Here is an 18784-nt window from a genome sequence, read left to right as displayed (position 1 = left end):
TCCGGACATATCTTGACCGGATTACTCAACAAAAAGACGATTGCCACGGCGATTTTTTTCAGGCTTTTGGAAGAAATTTTATAAACGACTGAAAGTAAATAATATTTTCCGCTTCTGACCGTTTCAGAAGCGGGTGATAATGCGGGCCGATCCGCCAATCGCATGCACCTTGCCCTTATAGGGTTCCACAAGCGCTTCCAGCGCCCGGTCCGGGTCGCGCAGATCGTAAAATCCCGTCACCTTCTGCTCGGCCAGCCGCTTGTCGGCCATGGTCAGCCATGCGGGATGGTAACGCTGGATCTGCTCCACCACCGAGCCAATCGTTGCGTCGACCACATAGAGTTCGCCCTTGCGCCAGCCGCCAATATCCTCGACAGGAACATTCTCTTTGCGGATCGCACCGGTGGCGTCGACAACCAGCATCTCGCCCGGCACAAGCCGCGTTGGCGGCGCGTTGCGGAAGGAGGCTTCCACGGAACCATGGGCAAGTGCGACCTGCGTCATCCCATCCGTCAAGTCGACATCAAATGCCGTCCCCAGCACCTGAACGGTGACGTTCTTTGCCTCCACGACAAAGGGGCGGGCTTTATCCGGCACGACATCGAAAAAGGCTTCGCCCTTCAGCACCTTCACGGTGCGGCGGCCATCCCTGAAATCTGCGGAAAGCGCACTTGCAGCGGCAAGTTCTACCCTGCTGCCGTCTTCGAGGGTGATGGTGCGCCTTTCGGCCGTGCTGGTCTGATAATCCGCTTCAAGGCGAACAGAAAATGTCGGGATTAACAGCACCACAAGACAGAGCGATGCCGCCGCCACGGCGGCACCTGCATAATGTCTGACGGACCAGCGCCGCCGGGTTGGACTTATTGCAGCCTTGCCCGGCAGATGGGCAGCATCTTCCCAAAGGTTCTTGAATTCCGGTTCGACCAGGCCGAGGTTCCGCCAGATCTTGCATGTCCGTTCCCAGGCAAGGCGATTTTCCTGCGAGGCAGCCAGCCATCGCTCGAACTCCGCCTTCAATCGCGGTTCCGTCGCGCCCCCCTGCAGCCGCAGCAGCCAGTCGGCCGCCTCTTCCGCCTTCCCGGTCGGCAACTCAATCTTGTTATCGGGATCAACAGTCATTGAACCGGGCCAGTTCCTTTGCGGGGCAGACGGGAAGGGTCGTCTCTCTCAATTGCTATAAAGACGTTTGACGACGGGATTTTTTTCACAAGACAGGACAATAAGGCTATTTTACTTCATTTCTCTGGTAATCGCGACAATGCTGCCCTTTATAAGACGGTGGGCGCTGGCCACCGATACGCCAAGATGACGCGCGATCTCTTCCATATTGTAACCGCCAAATCTGTGCATTTCCAATGCCACCCGTGCCTGAACCGGCAGGCCGGCCAAAATAGTCTGCATCTGCCGGACTTCATCGCAGAAAAGCGCATGTTCCTCCGGGGTGCCATTATCCTGCGGCATGCCCCAGAAAGGCGTATCGTCCGGCCGTTCCCGAAGGTCCTGCCGGCTGCGTCGGCGATTATCAAGGGCAAGATTGCGAACGATGCGGAAAAGATAGGATTTGAGATTGGTGGGATTGCCGGAGGCTTCGGGAACGAATTTCAGGAAGGCTTCCTGAACCACGTCCTCCGCATCCGCGCGTGACCCCAGAATAAGGGCGGCGTATTTGATCAGGTCGACCCTATGCGCGACGTAAGCGTTATAACGCTTGTCATCTTCCCGTATGCCCATGTCTCAACCGAGAGAAATTCGAGGGATGGACGAAACCCGCCGAGGCCTGATTGGCCGCGCAGTTCTGCCGTTCATAGCTCTAACATCCAAAAGCGGCATCGAACAGATATTTCATGACAATTATTATCAAGAATTAAGCCGGTAGCGGTCTATGCTTGACAACCTGCCGGCGACGGGAACCCGGCCACAGATGCGGCCGGGTCTTGCTCTCTCAGATAGCGCCGTCGACGATAACCATCGGCCTGCCCTGCGAACAGGGCTCGATGCGGGCATCGATGCGATAGATATCGCGCAGCATGGCAGGCGTGATCACCGCTTCGGTACTCCCGCTCACCACCATTTCACCGCGCGCAATCACCATCGTATTTTCGCAATAACGAAGCGCATGGTTGAGGTCATGCAGGGCGATCAGCACGATCATGCCGGTTTTCTGCGCGAGATCGGAGACGAACCCCAGAACCTCGATCTGCCGGTGAAGATCGAGTGCGGAGGTCGGCTCGTCCATCAGCAGCACTTCCGGTTTGCGGGCGAGCGCCTGCGCCAGCGACACAAGCTGCCGCTGGCCACCGGAAAGTTCGCCGAGGCCACGAAAGGCAAGGTCGTGGATTTTCAGCGCCTTGAGAATAGCGTCGATCTCGAACAATTCATCGTCATGAACGCGCCAGCCGCCGCCCTGCTTGGCCGAAAGAAGCACGGACTCATAAACCGTCAGCACGGCGTTGGCGCCGGTATCCTGCGGCATGTAGCAGATGGCGCGCTTGCCGCGGGCCGTGTCCGACAGTTCAACCAGGCCGGGGCCGGAAATGAGGCTGGCGATACGCTTGAAAAGCGTCGACTTGCCGGCGGCATTGGGGCCGATCACGGCCGTAACGCTGCCGCTTTCCAGCGTATCGATGCCGACCTTGGAGAGAACGGTGGTGCGGCCATAGGCGGCCCCGACATCCTTCAGTGCGAGCATTACCATGCGCGTCTCCTGTTGCCGAAAATAAGCGCGAAGAAGAAAGGTACGCCAACAAGCGCCGTGATGACGCCGATCGGCAGGATCGCACCGGGAATGAGGATCTTGCTGATGACCGAGGTTGCCGACAGAAGCAGCGCGCCGCAGATGATCGAGCCGGGCAGGAAGAAGCGCTGGTCTTCACCCACCACCATGCGGGCGATATGCGGCCCGACCAGACCGACAAAGCCGATGGTGCCGACAAAGGAAACCGGGATGGCGGCGAGAAGGCTGACCGTCAGCATGGTCGTCAGCCGCAGCCGGCGCACATTGATGCCCATGCTGGCCGCCTTGTCGTCGCCAAGCCTGAGTGCCGTCATTGCCCAGGCTTGGCGCATGAACAGCGGTACGGTGACGACGAGAATGGCGGCGGTGATATAGACCTTGTCCCAGGTCGCCTTGGTCAGACTGCCCATGGTCCAGAACACCACGGCGGCAAGCGCCTGTTCGGAAGCCAGATATTCGAGCAGCGACAGCGCCGCATTGAAGGTGAAAACCAGCGCGATGCCGAGGAGCACGATGGTTTCGACCGTCACGCCGCGCATCGTCGAGGCAAAATGGATGAAGAGCGCCGCAATCATCGCCATGATGAAGGCGTTGATCGGCACCATGTAATGCACCGCCCCCGGAAAGATCGCCACGCCGCCGACAAGCGCCAGCGCCGCGCCGAAGCTTGCAGCAGCCGAAATGCCGAGCGTAAAGGGGCTGGCAAGCGGGTTGGACAGGATGGTCTGCATCTGCGCGCCCGCAACCGAAAGCGAGGCACCAACGGTAACCGCCATCAGCGCGATCGGCATGCGGATATCCCAGATCACCACCCGAAGCTGGTTTCCGACGGCCGCCGGATCGGCAATGGTCGCCAGAACTTCCGACAGCGTATAACGCGCCGGGCCGAGCGCCATGTCTGCGGCCATGCTGAAACACAGGGCAAGGAAAAGCCCGACGAGGATGAGGATCCTGCGTGCGGCAAGGGCGCGATATTGATCGCGCCCGCTGACGCCATCGGCGCTTTCATTCAGCGAAGTCATTGGTTCAAACCTTTTTCGAGCGAGGCGAAATAGCCCGGCTTATAGGTGACGGGGAGGAATTTCCGGTGGAATTCCTCAAAATTCTTTTCCGGATCGAGATCGGCGAAGAGATCGGGGTGGAACCACTTGGCAAATTGCTGGATCGGGAAGAACTCGTAAGGCGCGCCGTAGAACTGGTGCCAGACGGCATGGACATTGCCACGCTTCACGGCATTCAGTTCCGGAAACGGCGTGCGCTTCATCAGATTGGCAAGCCTCTGACGGGAAAGGGCCATATCGGCGCCGCGTCCGACGGGAACGAACTGGTTGATGTCGGATTCCGCCGCCCAGTTGGAGCCGGTGACGATGACGTGGTCGGGATCGGCAATCACCAGCTGCTCGGGATTGAGATCACCGAAGGTCGTCTTGATGATGCCGTCGGCGATGTTGTGGCCACCGGCGAGATCGACCATCGCGCCGAAATTGACCGGGCCGAAGGTGCGGCAACAATTGTCCTCGCCAGAAATGCCGGGTGCACGCTCTATGAAGACCTTCGGGCGTTTCAGATCCTTGACGCTGGCAAGCCGGTCGGTCACGCGGGCGATTTCAGCCCGTCGATAGGCGATGAATTCCTTGGCGCGCTCTTCGGCGCCGAAGAGCTTGCCGAGGATTTCGATGGAAGCTTCGCTGTTCTTTTCGGGATCGATGCGGAAATCGAGATAGATGACCTTGATACCGGCAGCCGCGGCCTTGTCTTCGAAACCGCTTTCCTTCGCGGATTTTTCCGCTTCCAGATTGAGGGTAATCACATCAGACGAGAGGGTGATGGCCGTTTCCAGGCTGAAATCACCCTGCGGCACATAACCGAAACGCGGCAGTTTTTCTATCTCAGGGAAACGCTCGACATAGGCAGCGTAGCTGTCCGGGTCCTTCTTGAGGAGATCGTCACGCCAGCCGACGATGGTATCGAAGGTCTGATCGCCCCTGAGTGCCGCGATGACATGCACCTGGCGGGCTTCACCAACGATGACACGCTTGGCCGGCAGGTCCAGCTCGACCTTGCGTCCGGTGACGTCGGTAATCTCCCCGGCCTGCGCCGCCGCGGCGAGAAGGGAGAAAGCCAGCACCGCAAGATGCCTGAGAGCGTTGGGCCGCATGAGAAATCCTCACTGAGTTCCTAAACAAAACGATGAAGCCGCAGGGCTGCGGCTTCATCCATCGATCGGACGGCGCTCCCCCTCACCGTCCCTGTCTTATTTCGCGTCCTTCAGCGACACGAAGTAGCCGGACTTGTAGTCGAGCGGCAGGAAGCGGGCATGCAATTCCTTGAAGGTCGCCTCGGGGTCAAGGTCTTTGAACAGATCCGGGTGCAGCCACTTGGCAATTTCCTGAATGGCCACGAACTGATACGGGTTGTTGTAGAACTGGTGCCAGATGGCGTGGACATTGCCGTCCTTGACCGCCTGCACGCCGGTGAAAGCCGGACGCTTGGTCAGGTTTTCGAGCTTGCGGTGGGCTTCCTTCAGATCCGCGCCATAACCGACACCAACCCAGTTGCCGCCGGGAACATAACCGTTCCAGTTGCCACCCGTGATGATGATCTGTTCCGGGTTGGAAGCGATGATCTGTTCCGGATTGACGTTGCCGAACGTGCCGGGGATGATGTCCTTGGCCATGTTGATGCCGCCGGCGAGCTCGACCATCTTGCCGAAATTCTCGTTGCCGAAGGACATGCAGCAATCGTCGGAATAACCGCCGGCGCGTTCAACGAACACGACGGGCTTCTTCGGATTTGCCTTTTCAAGCGTATCGGTGACCTTGGCGATGGAATCGGCGCGGAACTTGATGAAGTCTTCGGCGATCTTTTCCTTGCCGGTCAGCTTGCCCATCAGGCGCATGCTTGGCTCGGTATTTTCCATGGGCTTTTCGCGGAAGTCGACGTAAACGAGCGGGATGCCAACCTTTTCGAGCTTCTCGATATAACCGGCTTCCTGCGTGGCGGTCTTCGCATCGATATTCATCAGGATAACGTCTGGCTTCAGCGAAATGGCCTGCTCGATATCGAAGGTGCCGTCCTTCATGCCGCTAAAGGTCGGCAGCTTGGCGATCTCAGGGTATTTCGCGAGATAGGCCGCATAGGTTTCCGGGTCGGCTTTCGCCAGGTCGTCGCGCCAGCCGACAACGTGCTGGAAAGGATTTTCCTTGTCGAGCGCCGCCAGGAAATAGATCTGACGTCCTTCGCCGAGGATCACATGCGAAACGGGCACATTGACTTCGACATCGCGGCCGGTCACATCCTTGACGGTGACTTTTTCGGCAAATGCCGGCCATGCGGCGGATACGAGAAGGCCAAGGGCAAGTGCCGCGGATTTGGCTGAGATGCGCATCGGATATTGCTCTCCAGTGTTGACTGGCGCGGCTGTATTATTTTCTGACTATACTAGTCAAGTTTTATGTTTTAGAGCCATTCTTAACTGACTGGTATGTGAGCTGAAGACCGATGATAGACACTATCCATTATGGCAAAAACGACAGCCTGAGAGACGAGATAAAGGCCTATTGGTCCGGCCGCGCCGCGACTTTCGACCTTTCACCCGGGCACGAAATTTTCTCCGAAGACGAGCGCGCGGCCTGGCACGCGCTTATCCTGAAACATCTGGGCCGCGGTGAAGGCCGCAAGGCGCTCGATCTCGCCAGCGGAACCGGCGTCATCTCGCACCTGATGGACGATCTCGGCTTCCAGGTGACGGGCATGGACTGGTCCGAGACGATGCTGGGGCTTGCGCGGGAAAAGGCGAAGAGCCGTGGGCGCAACATCCGCTTTTTCGTTGGCGACGCCGAAAATACGATGGAGCCGGACGAAAGCGCCGACGTCATCATCACCCGCCATCTGGTCTGGACGCTGGTGGACCCGCAGGCAAGTTTTGCCGAATGGTTCCGTGTTCTGAAACCCGGCGGGAAACTGCTGATCGTCGACGGCGATTTCGTGAATACCGGCTGGCGCGAAAGACTGGTGAAGAAACTCGCCGTCAGCCTGGAGAGCGTCGGCCTCGTCAAAGCCGACCAGCCGCACAAGCCGGCAGACCCGGAAAATACATTCAACAGCATCCTCTCACGGGTCTATTTTTCGAAGGGTGCAAGGGCAGGCGATGTCGCGACGATGTTGCATGCGACCGGTTTCGAGCCTGTCGCAATCGATCAGGAACTTCAGGCCATTCACCGCGCCCAGGCGAAAAACTTCAGCCTGCTGAAGGGCATCCTGCGCGGGCTGCAGCATCGTTACGCGGTCTGTGCGGTGAAGCCGGATACTTCTGGCAAGGGCTGAGGAAAGCCACAGTCCCCTTCACTATCCGCATACACGACGTCATCCTCGGGCCTGTCCCGAGGATCCAATCACGTATCGCAAAATCAACGCGTTGCAGATGCTCGGGACAGGCCCGAGCATGACGGAAGCAACCTCCCGGACAATCCAGAACGCCAATCAAGATTTCCGCAGAATACTCATTTTCCCGCCTGCTCGAAAAGATCATCAAGCCGGGTCTTGGCACGACCGGGCACCTCGACTTCCCTGTAGCTTTGCGGCAACGTCGCCTCGCCCACCTTGATCAGCATGACCATGCCCATGCCGTAATGCGGCGAGCATTTGATGCCGTAAAAGCCCGGTTTTTCTAACCCGGTCTCGAACTCATCATTGATCCGGCTTTTGAACCCTTCGACACCTTCGGGAACCATGCCGTCGATGGTCGCGGCATTGTGGCTCTTGTGGGTCGGCACGAAGCGCACGCGGTCGCCAGGGCCGATCTCCAGGAAATCGGGCTCGAACACCATCGGGCCCTTTTCACCCCGGTTCAGCATCTTCACCTCGAAGGTCTCGGCCGAAGCATGAAGGGGAAACCCTGCGACTACCACGGCAATTGCGGCAGCGGCATAAAACCATCTGGCCTTTGCAGCGGCGCTTACGAGCGTCGGCAATGTCATCATCGTGCCAGTACTTTCCTTGCTGGATCAGCCCGCCCATGGGCCGGCAGAAAACGAATATGGGAAAAACCGCCCTCATCCGTGGTGACCGCACATTTCACTCCGAAGACGTCGGCGATCGTTGCCGCCGTCAGGACCTCACGCGGCGGCCCGACCGCGATCATCTCGCCCCGATGCAGGATGGCGACGCGGTCACAGAACATGGCGGCATGATTGAGATCATGCAGCGCCGCCACGACCGTCAGCCCCTGCCGGCGCACCAGATCGAGCAGGCCGATCTGGTGGCCGATATCGAGGTGATTGGTCGGTTCATCCAGCAGCAGGATGTGCGGCTCCTGCGCCAGGGCTCGGGCGATATGCAGGCGCTGCCGTTCACCACCGGAAAGGTGGTGCCAGCTGCGCTCCGCCTTGTCAGCCATGTCGACATTGGCAAGTGCTGCATCAACGATGGCATCGTCATTCTGCGACCAGCCGGAAAGCGGGCCGAGATAGGGCGTACGCCCAAGCTCCACTGCCTGTCGTGCCGTAATGCGCTCGGTGGTTTCGGCCTGCTGCTCCACGAAGGCCAGCCGGCGGGCAAGGTCGCGCCGTCCCAATGAGCCAAGCGGCTCCTCGCCAAGCGTGACGTGTCCCCGGCGCGATTTGCGGATACCGGCGAGCATGGACAGAAGCGTGCTCTTGCCGGACCCATTTGGGCCGATGATGCCGAGAAACTCCCCGGAACCGACATCAAGCGAGACGCCGCGGACGATATCGATATTGCCGGCATGGAAATGCAGGTCGTGGGCGGATAATTTCATGACCGACCTCTCTTCTGCCCCAGGATGAAGGCGAAGGCGGGTGCGCCGACGAGCGCAGTGATGACGCCAATCGGCAGCACCTGGCCCGGAATGACGATGCGCGAGAGAATATCCGCGATGATCATGAAAACCGCGCCGGTCAGCGCCGTCACCGGTAACAATATGCCATGGCGGACACCAACGAAGATGCGCGCGGCATGCGGAATGACGAGCCCGACAAAACCGATGGAACCGACCAGCGACACCATCGCGGCCGTCATGATTGCGGAAACGGAGATCAGCACCGCATAGACCCAGCGCACCGGAATGCCGAGCGAGGCTGCCGCCTGACCGCCAAAGGCGAAGGCATCGAGCGCCCGGGCATACCAGAGGCAGACGGCCAGGCCCGCAAGACTGATCGGCAACGCCAGCCAGACATCCGGCCAGCGCACGCCGGAAAGATTGCCGAGCAGCCAGAACATGATGCCGCGCGCCTGTTCGGCATTGGCGGATTTGGTGACGATGAAGGAGGTCATGGCGTTGAACAATTGCGAACCGGCAACGCCCGCCAGAATGATGGCGCTGTTACCATGCCCTGCCCGCACGGCCAGAAGGCTGACCAGCGAAAAAGCGACGAATGCGCCAATGAGCGCACCGGCCGGCATTGTCAGAAACCCTGCGCCGAAACCCAGAAGTGCCACCGCGACGGCACCGGTGGAGGCACCGGCGGAGATACCGAGAATATAGGGATCGGCAAGGGGATTGCGCAAAAGCGATTGCAGCACCGCCCCGGCAAGCGCCAGCGACGCCCCGCAGCAGGCGGCAACGACCGCGCGGCTGAGGCGGTAACTCCAGACAATACCCTCATCCAGCGGCTCAAGCGGATAACCCACATGGAAAACGCGGTTGGCAATCGTCTTTGCGACGACATCGAAAGGAATGGCGGTCTCGCCGATGGCCGCCCCGGCCATCAGCGCGACAAGCAGCAGGGCGAGTGCTGCAAATGCCAGCCCCGCCCTGCCAAGATGGGTGGAGAAACGGTTCACTTGGCGAGGCCAGCGGCCGAAATCGCCTCGGCCAGCGTTTCAATTCCTTCGATGGTGCGAATGGTCGGGTTCATCGCTTGCGCATCCATGTCGAACACATGGCCTTGCCTGACGGCGGGCATGATGCTGGCCACGGGATCGGTTTCCAGGAACTTGCGCTTGACGGCGATATCGTCTGCCGGAAAGCGGCGGCGATCCATCTTGCCTGCTACAATCACGGTCGGATTGGCCTTGGCGATGGTCTCCCAGCCGACGGTCGGCCATTCCTCGTCGCTTTCGATGACATTTTTTAGCCCGAGCGCGGACATGATGTAACCGGGAGCGCCATTGCGGCCGGCGACGTAGGGGTCGATATCCAGTTCGGCGCTGGAGAACCAGAAGACGGCGGAAAGCTTGCCATTCGCGGTGGCTATCTTGGCCCGGGCGGCTTCCTCGCGCTTCTTCAGGTCGGCAACGACTTCTTCACCGCGATCCTGCACGTTGAAGATTTTGGCGAGGTCGCGGATTTCCTGATAGATCAGCTCCATGGTGAAGCCGGTATTGCGCACGCCATCACCGCCGCCGGAATTGTCCTTGCCGACGCAATCGGCAGGCGAGGTATAGACGGGAATACCGAGTTCGGCGAATTGCGCCGGCGTGCCGACAACACCCTCGGGACCGATCTGCCACTGGAACTGCGTCGTGATGAGGTCCGGCCTCTTGCCGACAACGGCCTCGAAGCTCGGATCATTATCGGCCAGCCGTTCGACCTTGGCATTGGCCTCCTCATAACCCTTCAGAACCGGACCGATCCACAGCGCCGTGCCGACGACCCTGTCGGCAACGCCGAGCAGGTAAAGAACCTCGGTCGTGCTCTGGCCGACGGAAACGGTACGGGCGGGTGCCTGCTTAAAGGTGATCTCCTGGCCGCAGTTGTTGATCGTCAGGGGATAGGTGGTTTCGGCGGCATTTGCACCGACAACGGGCAAAGCCCAAAGCACGGCGGCCAGAAAGCCGGCATGAACCGGCAGGCGTCTAGAATGAAACATGTGTTCTCCAGTCGAAAGTAAAACTTATTCCAGAGCAGCAGGCGTCAGAACGCGCAGCAACAGCGGGACGTCTTGTACGGAGAACGGTTATAGGACGCAAACGAAATGTTATGAAATAACATTACAAATTCCTCCTCCGGGCTTCCCCGCCCGTAACGATGGTTTCCATTTTGACGGCAGGTCTCCTGGCTCACGGATTTGCGTCCCTCATCTGCCTTCCCGCATTCCGAAAAATACAGTGGCATGACGCCTTCAAGCGTCACTGGGATGAACGACAATCCGCTTACAGTTGCGGGGGCAGCCACGGCATTGGACGAAAAAGATCGCCCGCACCATGTTCCCTATTAATCCCTTTGCCTTTCGGCTGCAGGAACCGTCGCTTTCTCACATAAGGGGCAAGAGGCGGAGCGTCAATTGCGATCGTGTCGCAGCTCAGCACAAAGTCAGAACAGGGAAGGACCCGCCAGCGCAAAAATTCTCGCCGTGCCGGACCCCATCGGCTGCGGCTCGTCTTTTGACATGGTCGTCAGCGTTTCGATCACTACCAGGCCTGATTGCGCGAGAAAATCGGAAAAGGCGCCACTGTCGCGTACGGCATCGAGGCGGGCAAGCTGGTCTTCCAGATCGGCAAAATGCCGCCTGACCAGCGCGATCGCATCCATTTCCTCTATGGCAACGACCGGACCGATGATATGGCCTCGTCCCGCCGTCCGGCGAAAGGCGAAAGCGACAAGCCGGCCGGCTTCGAACAGACCGTAACCCGTCTTTTCCCTGAGAAGACGCGACAGGACGCTGCCGCGCGAAACGCCGAAAGCCGCCCGGTCCATGTCAGCCACATCGGCAAGATGGTCTTCGGATAGCGGCTCAATTTTCTGTTTTCTGCCAGTGGGCGGCATCTCGGCCGGACGTTGCACCTTTCCCCGAAAGAGATGCACTTTTTCCGTTTCTCCGGTGAACCCCAACCGGGCAAACAACCGCCTCGACTCGTCCGTGGCATTGATCCGGAGCGATATGACAGGGAACTTCGCCAAAAGCCGCCGCACCAGCCATGGCGCAACGCCCTGCCCCTGCAGGCGTGGGGAAACGATGACCATGCCGAGCGTTGCGAAACCCTCATCATAGGCAAACAGCATCGCGGTTGCGACGACGCGATCAATCTCATCGAGGGCAGCGAGGCCGACGCCGCACTGCCGCAGAAAACACCATTCATTCGCGTGATATTGCCACCCCACCGCCATGGAAAGCGCGTGCAGATGATCGGCCTCGACATCGGCGATATCCACGGTTCGCAACTCGAAACTATCGACTTTGAGCAGCTCCATAGCAAAAGGCTCTCATTTCCTCCGGCGCGGAACCTTGATCCCGGCAGCCCAGCCCACGACATCCGAAGATAACCAGCCTTGCCAGCACGAATTTTCCGAAAGCACTGGAAGGACACAACAATCTACCGAAATCACCCGCATTTCAGCAGATAAACGCCATCAGCCACTTTAAGCTCTCGACGTTGAAACGACGGAGACAGCCATGAACGCAATCGAAATTCTGGAGCGTCTTGTCGGCTTCCCATCGATCGTCGGAACCGCCAACGGCGATATCGCCGGATGGATCGCCGATTATCTGGAAACCCACGGTGCGAAAGTGTCCATGCTTGCCGGCCCTGAAGGCGACCGCGCCAATCTCTTCGCGAGTTTCGGCCCGGCTGATGTCGCCGGATACATCCTCTCCGGCCATATGGATGTGGTGCCCGCCGGTGAGCCGGAATGGTCTTCCGATCCCTTCATGCTGAGAGCCAAAGGCGAGCGTCTTTACGGGCGCGGAACCACCGACATGAAGGGTTTCCTCGCCACGGTTCTCGCCGCTGCACCGGCATTTTCGCGCATGGCGCTGAAACGGCCCGTGCACATCGCCTTTTCCTATGACGAGGAAGCGGGGTGTCGTGGCGTGCCGCACATGATCGCCCGACTGCCGGAACTATGCGCAAGACCGGCGGGCGCAATCATCGGCGAGCCGAGTAATCTGCGCGCCGTGCGTGCCCACAAGGGCAAGGCCGCCGCGCGCATCACCATTCGTGGCCGCTCCGGCCATTCGTCGCGGCCCGATCAGGGCGTCAACGCCATCCACCTGATGACCGGCATCATGGCAAAGGCGGTCGAAACGGCGCAGGCACTGACGCAGGGGCCCTTCGAAACGACCTTCGAGCCGCCCTATTCCTCCCTGCAGATCGGCACGGTGAGGGGCGGACAGGCGCTCAACATCATCCCCGATTATTGCGCCATCGAGCTGGAAACGCGGGCGATTGCCGGCGTTTCACCACTTACGCTGCTTCAGCCGGTGCGAGATGGTGTGGAGGCGCTTGCCGCTGAGGGCATCGATATCGAATGGACGCCGATGAGCGACTATCCCGCATTGTCCCTTGCCGGCGATGCGCCGCTTGCAAAGCTTCTGGAAGACTTGACCGGCGCGCCCTGCATTCCCGCCGTCAGCTACGGCACGGAGGCCGGGCTTTTCCAGGCGACCGGCATCGACGCCATCATCTGCGGCCCGGGCGACATCGGCCGCGCCCACAAGCCGGATGAATATATCACCACCGGCGAACTGTCGGCCTGCCAGTCCATGCTGGAAACACTGGCAAACCGCTGCACGGCTTGAACCTTCGGAACACGGATTTCAGATGACGTTTTTTTTCAATTCCGACGCCAAGCGCGGCGAGATTTTCCGGCAGGCACTGGCCCGCGACCTGCCGGACCTGCCCTTTTCGATGGATGCCGCGAGCGTCGATCCGGATACTGTTCGATACCTCATCAGCTGGACGGTGCCCGAGGATATAGGCCGCTACCGCAATCTCGAAATCCTGTTCTCGATCGGCGCCGGTGTCGACCAGTTTCACATCGACGCAGTCCCTCCCCATGTGAAGGTCGTGCGCATGGTGGATGAGGGCATCATCCGCATGATGCAGGAATATGTCAGCCTCGGCGTGCTGGCGCTTCACCGCAATTTGCCCGCCTATTTGGGCCAGCAGCGTCAAGGCCTGTGGAAGGCCCTGCCCCAGCGCCAGGCGGAAGAATGCCGGGTGGGCGTTCTCGGCCTTGGCATGCTGGGCGTTGCGGCGCTGGAACGGCTGAAACCCTTCGGTTTTCCGCTGTCCGGCTGGAGCCGCTCACCGCGCGAGATCGATGGCGTGACCTGCCATCATGGCGAGGCCGGATTGGCGACGACCCTCACGACGAGCGATATTCTCGTCTGCCTGCTGCCGCTGACGGAGGAAACCACGGGTCTTTTGAACAGCGAACGTCTGGGGATGCTTCCTCAGGGCGCGGGGCTGGTCCACGCCGGACGCGGCAGGCAGCTCGATCACGATGCCCTCATCGACGCGCTGGATAGCGGCAGGCTTTCCGGCGCGGTGCTCGACGTCACCGAGCCCGAACCGCTGCCGGAAGACCATCGTTTCTGGGCACATCCGAAAATTCTGCTAACACCGCATGTTGCCAGCGTCACCCAGCCGCATTCGGCAGCGCGCACCGTTGTCGAGAACATCAAACGATACCAGTCCGGTCTCGAGCCACTTGGCCTCGTCGATCGCAGCCGTGGATATTAACCCCCGTTCCAGGAAAGGACCACCATGTCGCTTCTCAAGACCATCGATACCAATCCCACCTTCGAGCCCAAGAAAACCAAGACCATGCCGGAACGCCTCGTCGAAGGTGATCCCTCCTACAAGACCTGGGCGCTGGACGAGGCCCGTGACGGCACCGTAAAAACGGGCATTTTTGAAGCAACGCCTGGCGCAAACCGGTCTATCAAAGGTGAGACCTTCGAGTTCTGCCACATCGTTTCAGGTGTGATCGAAATCACCCCCGAAGGCGGAGAAACGGTTCGTTATACGGCGGGCGACAGCTTCGTCATGAAGCCGGGTTTCGTCGGTGTGTGGAAGACCATCGAGACCGTGCGCAAGATCTACGTCACCGTGAACGGATGAGCTGACACCCCGCATTTCGGCATCGCCCTTGAAGGTTTGTGTCGGGGAAATGCCGGCGGACACACGCACCGAAGATTGCGCTGTCCGCCGGCGGCAAAACAGGATTTTCGTTCACCGCCCCCGCCGCAGTCGGTCGATGCTGCTTGCCATCAGGGCCTAGGTTTGAGGCATGTCCACAGAGGGTTTCCCATGACACTCAGCTTCGATCCAGACAGCCTGTCCTTGCCGATCGGCCATTTCATCGGCGGCCGGCTGATCCCGGCTCAAAACGGCATCGACATGCACCGCCCCTCGGACGGCATCGAATATGCCGGCTGCCCGAGGGCGGATGCCGCACTCGTCGATGAAGCGGTGCAGACCGCCAAGGTCGCACTGAAAAGCAGCAACTGGGGCGGCGTGCGCCCGCGCGAACGCACGAAGGTCCTGCAGCGTTGGGCCGACCTGATCGAACAAGAGGCTGAGACGCTGGCGAAAATCGAGGCCCTGTCCTCCACGCGGCCCGTCGGCCAGCTGATCGCCGGCGATATCGCCGTGACCGCCGAACAGATCCGTTTCTTCGCCGAATTCGCCGACAAGGAAGGCGGCGATCTCGTGCCAACCGACGATGCCAGCCTCGGCATGATCATGACCGAACCCTATGGCGTAGTCGGCGCGATTACACCGTGGAATTTCCCCGTCTCGATGGCCGGCTGGAAACTCGGCCCGGCGCTCGCGGCCGGTAATGCCGTGGTGCTGAAACCATCGGAAATGACGCCTTTTTCCAGCATTTTCATGGCTGAGCTGGCCATCAAGGCCGGTCTGCCCGCCGGCCTCATCAACATCGTGCTGGGCGACGGACCCGTGACGGGCAACGCCATCACCGGCCACCCCGAAATCTCCAAGGTCAGCTTCACCGGCTCGACCGCGGCAGGCGCGGCCATCATGGCCAATGTCGCCCGCACCGGCATCAAGCCCATGACGCTGGAATTGGGTGGCAAAAGCCCGCAACTGGTCTTTGCCGATGCCGATATCGAAAAGGCGGCAGCGGCAATCGCCGGCAATATTCTCTCAAATGCCGGACAGGCCTGCGTCGCCGGCTCGCGCATCATCGTTGAGGAAAGTGCGACCGACGCCCTCTCCGCCGCGATCATCGCCCGCATGAAGACGGTAAAGCCCGGCCCGACCTGGGACGAGGCCACCCAATATTCGCCGATCATCTCCGAAGTGCAGCGCCAGCGTATAGACGGTATCGTGCAGGCAGCCGTCGCCCATGGCGGCGAATGCCTGACGGGTGGCGCAATCATGGATGGTCCCGGTTATTTCTACCAGCCGACGCTGATCGCCAATGTCGACCAGACCTCGCCCGCCGTCACCGAGGAAATCTTCGGGCCGGTGCTGACACTACAGACCTTCCGCACGGAAGAAGAGGCTCTGGCGCTTGCCGATCATCCGACATACGGTCTGGCGGCGGGTCTTTTCAGCCGGGACGTCTCGCGTGTCCTACGCCTGTCGCGCGCCATCCAGGCGGGAACGATCTGGGTCAATCGTTACGGGCGTTCGCGCGACCACATCCTGCCGACCGGCGGTTACAAGCGTTCCGGCATTGGCAAGGATCTGGGACGGGACGCCTATCTCGCCAACCGCAAGAGCAAAAGCGTCCTCATCGGACTGTAACAGGGGAATTCTCTTGAAAACGCATCGCATCGCACTCATCCCCGGGGACGGCATCGGCCAAAGCGTGACGGACGCGGCGTGGCAGGTCCTCAATGCCGTCGCCAAAACCTCCGGTTTTGCGCTCGAAGGAACCGAATTCACCTGGTCCTGCGCCTTCTACAAGGAAACCGGGGCGATGATGCCGAAGGACGGCATCGAAACGCTGCGTGGATTCGACGCCATCATGCTCGGCGCGGTCGGCTGGCCGGCGGAGGTGCCTGACTCGGTGTCGCTGCACGGTCTGCTGCTGCCGATCCGCAAGGCTTTCGTGCAATATGCCAATATCCGCCCGCACCGGCTACTATCAGGCGTACAAGGGCCCTTGAAGGCCGATGGCTTCGATATTCTCTGCATTCGCGAAAATACGGAGGGCGAATATTCCGGCGCCGGCGGCCGCGTGCATCAAGGCACGGAGGACGAGGTGGCCGTCGAAACCTCGATCTTCACCCGCAAGGGCGTGGAGCGGATCTTGCGCTTCGGTTTCGAACAGGCGCAAAAACGTCGCGGCAAGCTCGCCTCCATCACCAAATCCAATGCTCAGAAATATTCGATGGTGTTCTGGGACGAAGTGACCCACAAGCTCGCGGCGGAATATCCTGACGTGGAGGTCTCAAGCTATCACATCGACGCCATGGCGGCACGTATGGTGATGGCGCCGGAAAGCCTCGATGTCGTCGTTGCTTCCAACCTCTTCGGCGATATTCTGACCGATCTCGGCGCCGCCATTCAGGGCGGCCTCGGTTTTGCCGCTTCCGCCAATATCAATCCCGACCGCAGCGCCCCCTCGATGTTCGAGCCGGTGCACGGCTCGGCACCTGACATCGCCCATCTCGGCATCGCCAACCCGATCGCCGCCATCTGGTCCGGCGCGATGATGTTCGAGCATCTCGGCGAAAAGGATGCAGCCGCGAAAATCATGGCGGCGCTGGAAACGGCGACCGGCCGCGGCATCGGCACCGTGCCCGGCAAGGACAAGACTGACACCATCACCGCCGCGGTTCTCGCGGCACTCGCCTGATTTCGGAGAATTATGATGCAGGGCTTGAAGGACAAGGAACTCTTTCGCCAGACCGGTTTGATCGGCGGCGCATGGAAAGCGGCGGCATCTGGCAAGGTGGTGGATGTCATCGATCCGGCGACACAGGCGGTTATCGGCACCGTGCCTGATATGGGCGGCGCGGAAACCCGCGCGGCAATCGAGGCGGCTAACGCCGCCTTCGGTCCATGGAAGAAAAAGACCCATGCGGAGCGCGCCGCCCTTCTGGAAAAATGGTTTGCGCTGATGATCGAGAACATCGATGATCTCGGCCTGATCCTGACCCTCGAACAGGGCAAGCCGCTTGACGAAGCCAAGGGCGAAATCCGCTACGGTGCGTCCTTCGTCAAATGGTTTGCGGAAGAGGCCCGGCGCATCGGCGGCGGCACCATCCCCTCACCGACGCCGGACCGGCGGATCGTGGTGCTGAAGGAGCCGGTCGGCGTCTGCGGCATCATCACGCCGTGGAACTTCCCGAATGCGATGATTACCCGCAAGGTCGCGCCGGCGCTCGCCACCGGCTGCACCGTCGTCATCAAGCCTTCGGAATTCACGCCCTATTCGGCGCTGGCGCTTGGCGTGCTTGCCGAACGGGCGGGTATTCCCGCCGGCGTCATCAACATCGTCACCGGCATGCCGACTGAAATCGGCAATGAAATCATGGCCAACGAGACGGTGCGGAAAATTTCCTTCACCGGCTCCACCCGCGTCGGCTCGCTTCTGATGCGGGGTGCTGCCGATAGCGTCAAGCGGCTGTCGCTGGAACTCGGCGGCAATGCGCCCTTCATCGTTTTTGATGATGCCGATCTCGATCTCGCCATCGAAGGCGCGATCGTTTCGAAATTCCGCAATGGCGGCCAGACCTGCGTCTGCGCCAACCGCATTCTCGTGCAGTCGAGCGTTTACGACGCCTTTGCGAAAAAGCTGGCGGATCGCGTCGACGCCATGCGGGTCGGTCCAGGAACGGAAGCGGGCGTCTCCATCGGCCCGATGATCAACAAACCCGCCATTACGAAAATCCGCGCCCATATCGATGACGCCGTTGCCAAGGGTGCAACGATCATCACCAAGCCGCGCGATCTGCCGGAAGGCCCGCAATATACCGCACCCGTGGTGCTGACGGGCGCGACGACGGCAATGCAGCTGGCTAGCGAAGAAACCTTCGGGCCCGTCGCGCCGCTCTTCCGCTTCGAGACGGAGGAGGAGGCGCTCGCCATCGCCAATGGCACGCCCTTCGGCCTTGCCGCCTATTTCTACACCGAGAGCCTCAAGCGCGCCTGGCGCGTCGGTGAAGCGCTGGAATTCGGCATGGTCGGCCTCAACACCGGTGCGATCTCCACGGAGGTCGCTCCCTTCGGCGGCGTCAAGCAATCCGGTCTAGGCCGCGAAGGAGCGCAGGTCGGCATCGAGGAATATCTGGAAACGAAGACGTTCCACATCGGCGGACTTGCCTGACGCCTGTTTCTTTCTCCCCGCCTAAAGGGCCGCTCTGCGGCCCTTCTTTTTGTGCCGAC

18 protein-coding genes and 1 riboswitch are annotated in these 18784 nt (G+C 60.3%); of the genes, 7 read left to right on the top strand and 11 right to left on the bottom strand.

Going from position 1 to position 18784, the window contains the following annotated elements:
• Positions 1 to 123 precede the first annotated feature (123 nt).
• The 6 genes from GSF67_RS21485 to GSF67_RS21460 all read right to left on the bottom strand — a co-directional run bounded on the left by GSF67_RS21485 (position 124) and on the right by GSF67_RS21460 (position 6122).
• Positions 124 to 1119, bottom strand: a complete 996-nt coding sequence (locus GSF67_RS21485; protein ID WP_006315152.1) for a FecR family protein — start codon at positions 1117 to 1119, stop codon at positions 124 to 126.
• 111 nt (positions 1120 to 1230) lie between these two features.
• Entirely contained in the window at positions 1231 to 1731 is a 501-nt protein-coding gene (locus GSF67_RS21480; RefSeq protein WP_006315151.1) for an RNA polymerase sigma factor, read from the bottom strand.
• A gap of 211 nt (positions 1732 to 1942) precedes the next feature.
• Positions 1943 to 2695: an ABC transporter ATP-binding protein gene (locus GSF67_RS21475; protein ID WP_035216228.1), complete on the bottom strand. Its 753-nt coding sequence runs from the start codon at positions 2693 to 2695 to the stop codon at positions 1943 to 1945.
• Entirely contained in the window at positions 2689 to 3756 is a 1068-nt protein-coding gene (locus tag GSF67_RS21470; RefSeq protein ID WP_006315148.1) for an iron ABC transporter permease, read from the bottom strand. Before GSF67_RS21470 ends, GSF67_RS21475 begins: the two co-directional genes overlap by 7 nt.
• Positions 3753 to 4892, bottom strand: coding sequence for an ABC transporter substrate-binding protein (locus GSF67_RS21465; RefSeq protein ID WP_176072083.1), 1140 nt, complete (start codon positions 4890 to 4892; stop codon positions 3753 to 3755). The genes GSF67_RS21470 and GSF67_RS21465 overlap by 4 nt, the downstream gene beginning before the upstream one ends.
• A 96-nt stretch (positions 4893 to 4988) precedes the next feature.
• Positions 4989 to 6122 carry an ABC transporter substrate-binding protein gene (locus GSF67_RS21460; protein WP_006315146.1) on the bottom strand — a complete coding sequence of 378 codons (1134 nt, stop codon included), beginning with the start codon at positions 6120 to 6122 and terminating at the stop codon, positions 4989 to 4991.
• 113 nt (positions 6123 to 6235) lie between these two features.
• On the opposite strand from GSF67_RS21460, the gene GSF67_RS21455 reads away from it, so the two are divergent.
• Entirely contained in the window at positions 6236 to 7060 is an 825-nt protein-coding gene (locus GSF67_RS21455) for a class I SAM-dependent methyltransferase (protein ID WP_006315145.1), read from the top strand.
• Between the two features lie 176 nt (positions 7061 to 7236).
• On the opposite strand, the gene GSF67_RS21450 is transcribed toward GSF67_RS21455, so the two are convergent.
• The 5 genes from GSF67_RS21450 to GSF67_RS21430 all read right to left on the bottom strand — a co-directional run bounded on the left by GSF67_RS21450 (position 7237) and on the right by GSF67_RS21430 (position 11888).
• On the bottom strand, positions 7237 to 7716 hold the full coding sequence (locus tag GSF67_RS21450; RefSeq protein WP_006315144.1) for a pseudoazurin: 480 nt from the start codon (positions 7714 to 7716) through the stop codon (positions 7237 to 7239).
• The gene (locus GSF67_RS21445; RefSeq protein ID WP_006315143.1) at positions 7713 to 8513 is read right to left on the bottom strand and encodes an ABC transporter ATP-binding protein; all 801 of its coding nucleotides are present in this window, start codon (positions 8511 to 8513) and stop codon (positions 7713 to 7715) included. The genes GSF67_RS21450 and GSF67_RS21445 overlap by 4 nt, the downstream gene beginning before the upstream one ends.
• Positions 8510 to 9538 (bottom strand): iron ABC transporter permease, encoded by a 1029-nt coding sequence (locus tag GSF67_RS21440; RefSeq protein WP_006315142.1) that lies wholly within the window; start codon positions 9536 to 9538, stop codon positions 8510 to 8512. The genes GSF67_RS21445 and GSF67_RS21440 overlap by 4 nt, the downstream gene beginning before the upstream one ends.
• Positions 9535 to 10566 (bottom strand): ABC transporter substrate-binding protein, encoded by a 1032-nt coding sequence (locus GSF67_RS21435; RefSeq protein ID WP_006315141.1) that lies wholly within the window; start codon positions 10564 to 10566, stop codon positions 9535 to 9537. Before GSF67_RS21435 ends, GSF67_RS21440 begins: the two co-directional genes overlap by 4 nt.
• Positions 10567 to 10723: 157 nt before the next feature.
• A riboswitch (cobalamin riboswitch) is annotated at positions 10724 to 10959 on the bottom strand.
• Positions 10960 to 11009: 50 nt separating this feature from the next.
• The gene (locus GSF67_RS21430) at positions 11010 to 11888 is read right to left on the bottom strand and encodes a GNAT family N-acetyltransferase (RefSeq protein WP_006315140.1); all 879 of its coding nucleotides are present in this window, start codon (positions 11886 to 11888) and stop codon (positions 11010 to 11012) included.
• A gap of 202 nt (positions 11889 to 12090) precedes the next feature.
• Here GSF67_RS21430 and argE point away from each other — a divergent pair, with 202 nt between their 5' ends.
• The 6 genes from argE (at position 12091) to GSF67_RS21400 (ending at position 18725) form a co-directional block, all read left to right on the top strand.
• Positions 12091 to 13215, top strand: coding sequence for an acetylornithine deacetylase (argE, locus tag GSF67_RS21425; RefSeq protein ID WP_176072082.1), 1125 nt, complete (start codon positions 12091 to 12093; stop codon positions 13213 to 13215).
• A gap of 22 nt (positions 13216 to 13237) precedes the next feature.
• Entirely contained in the window at positions 13238 to 14161 is a 924-nt protein-coding gene (locus tag GSF67_RS21420; RefSeq protein WP_006315138.1) for a glyoxylate/hydroxypyruvate reductase A, read from the top strand.
• Positions 14162 to 14185: 24 nt separating this feature from the next.
• The gene (locus GSF67_RS21415) at positions 14186 to 14542 is read left to right on the top strand and encodes a cupin domain-containing protein (RefSeq protein WP_006315137.1); all 357 of its coding nucleotides are present in this window, start codon (positions 14186 to 14188) and stop codon (positions 14540 to 14542) included.
• 189 nt (positions 14543 to 14731) lie between these two features.
• The gene (locus tag GSF67_RS21410) at positions 14732 to 16195 is read left to right on the top strand and encodes an aldehyde dehydrogenase (protein WP_006315134.1); all 1464 of its coding nucleotides are present in this window, start codon (positions 14732 to 14734) and stop codon (positions 16193 to 16195) included.
• 13 nt (positions 16196 to 16208) lie between these two features.
• Positions 16209 to 17252 carry a tartrate dehydrogenase gene (locus tag GSF67_RS21405; RefSeq protein ID WP_006315132.1) on the top strand — a complete coding sequence of 348 codons (1044 nt, stop codon included), beginning with the start codon at positions 16209 to 16211 and terminating at the stop codon, positions 17250 to 17252.
• 15 nt (positions 17253 to 17267) lie between these two features.
• Entirely contained in the window at positions 17268 to 18725 is a 1458-nt protein-coding gene (locus tag GSF67_RS21400; RefSeq protein WP_006315130.1) for an NAD-dependent succinate-semialdehyde dehydrogenase, read from the top strand.
• The last annotated feature ends 59 nt before the right edge of the window (positions 18726 to 18784 follow it).

This window comes from Agrobacterium sp. CGMCC 11546 (assembly GCF_013365515.1).
GTDB classification, from domain to species: Bacteria; Pseudomonadota; Alphaproteobacteria; order Rhizobiales; family Rhizobiaceae; genus Agrobacterium; species Agrobacterium fabrum.
Note: the sequence above shows the minus strand (reverse complement) of the source record. Positions and strands in the feature narration are given on the sequence as shown.